The sequence below is a fragment of the Sporolactobacillus shoreae genome, assembly GCF_004684935.1.
Taxonomy (GTDB): domain Bacteria; phylum Bacillota; class Bacilli; order Bacillales; family Sporolactobacillaceae; genus Sporolactobacillus; species Sporolactobacillus shoreae.
Window position 1 is genome coordinate 1 of the sequence record NZ_SRJD01000047.1, and the last position, 1608, is coordinate 1608.

The following is a 1608-nucleotide window of genomic DNA, read 5'->3' on the forward strand; positions in this document are numbered from 1 at the left end:
TTTTTGGAGAGTTTGATCCTGGCTCAGGACGAACGCTGGCGGCGTGCCTAATACATGCAAGTCGAGCGCACAGAAGGGAGCTTGCTCCCGGAAGTGAGCGGCGGATGGGTGAGTAACACGTGGGCAACCTGCCGGTCAGACTGGGATAACTGTGGGAAACCGCAGCTAATACCGGATAATTCTCCGCACCACATGGTGCGGGGCTGAAAGATGGTTTCGGCCATCACTGACTGATGGGCCCGCGGTGTATTAGCTAGTTGGCGGGGCAACGGCCCACCAAGGCAACGATACATAGCCGACCTGAGAGGGTGATCGGCCACATTGGGACTGAGACACGGCCCAAACTCCTACGGGAGGCAGCAGTAGGGAATCTTCCACAATGGACGAAAGTCTGATGGAGCAACGCCGCGTGAGCGAAGAAGGTTTTCGGATCGTAAAGCTCTGTTGCCGGAGAAGAACGAGCGGGAGAGGAAATGCTCTTGCTGTGACGGTATCCGGCCAGAAAGCCACGGCTAACTACGTGCCAGCAGCCGCGGTAATACGTAGGTGGCAAGCGTTGTCCGGAATTATTGGGCGTAAAGCGCGCGCAGGCGGCTTCTTAAGTCTGATGTGAAATCTTGCGGCTCAACCGCAAGCGGCCATTGGAAACTGGGAAGCTTGAGTACAGAAGAGGAGAGTAGAATTCCACGTGTAGCGGTGAAATGCGTAGAGATGTGGAGGAATACCGGTGGCGAAGGCGGCTCTCTGGTCTGTTACTGACGCTGAGGTGCGAAAGCGTGGGGAGCAAACAGGATTAGATACCCTGGTAGTCCACGCCGTAAACGATGAATGCTAGGTGTTAGGGGGGTCCAACCCCTTAGTGCTGAAGTTAACACATTAAGCATTCCGCCTGGGGAGTACGACCGCAAGGTTGAAACTCAAAGGAATTGACGGGGGCCCGCACAAGCAGTGGAGCATGTGGTTTAATTCGAAGCAACGCGAAGAACCTTACCAGGTCTTGACATCCTCTGACCGCCTGAGAGATCAGGTTTTCCCCTTCGGGGGACAGAGTGACAGGTGGTGCATGGTTGTCGTCAGCTCGTGTCGTGAGATGTTGGGTTAAGTCCCGCAACGAGCGCAACCCTTGACCTTAGTTGCCAGCATTCAGTTGGGCACTCTAGGGTGACTGCCGGTGACAAACCGGAGGAAGGTGGGGATGACGTCAAATCATCATGCCCCTTATGATCTGGGCTACACACGTGCTACAATGGGCGGTACAAAGGGCTGCGAGACCGCGAGGTTGAGCCAATCCCATAAAGCCGCCCCCAGTTCGGATTGCAGGCTGCAACCCGCCTGCATGAAGCCGGAATTGCTAGTAATCGCGGATCAGCATGCCGCGGTGAATCCGTTCCCGGGCCTTGTACACACCGCCCGTCACACCACGAGAGTTTGTAACACCCGAAGTCGGTGCGGGAACCTTTATGGACCCAGCCGCCGAAGGTGGGACAGATGATTGGGGTGAAGTCGTAACAAGGTAGCCGTATCGGAAGGTGCGGCTGGATCACCTCCTTTCTAAGGAAAAAGAGACTCAGCGAAGCGTTTGGCCTTTTGTTTAGTTTTGAAGGAAAC

1 rRNA gene is annotated in these 1608 nt (G+C 55.5%); it reads left to right on the plus strand.

Annotated features, from left to right (window positions below):
• A 16S ribosomal RNA gene (locus E4665_RS17840) occupies positions 1 to 1551 on the plus strand.
• The last annotated feature ends 57 nt before the right edge of the window (positions 1552 to 1608 follow it).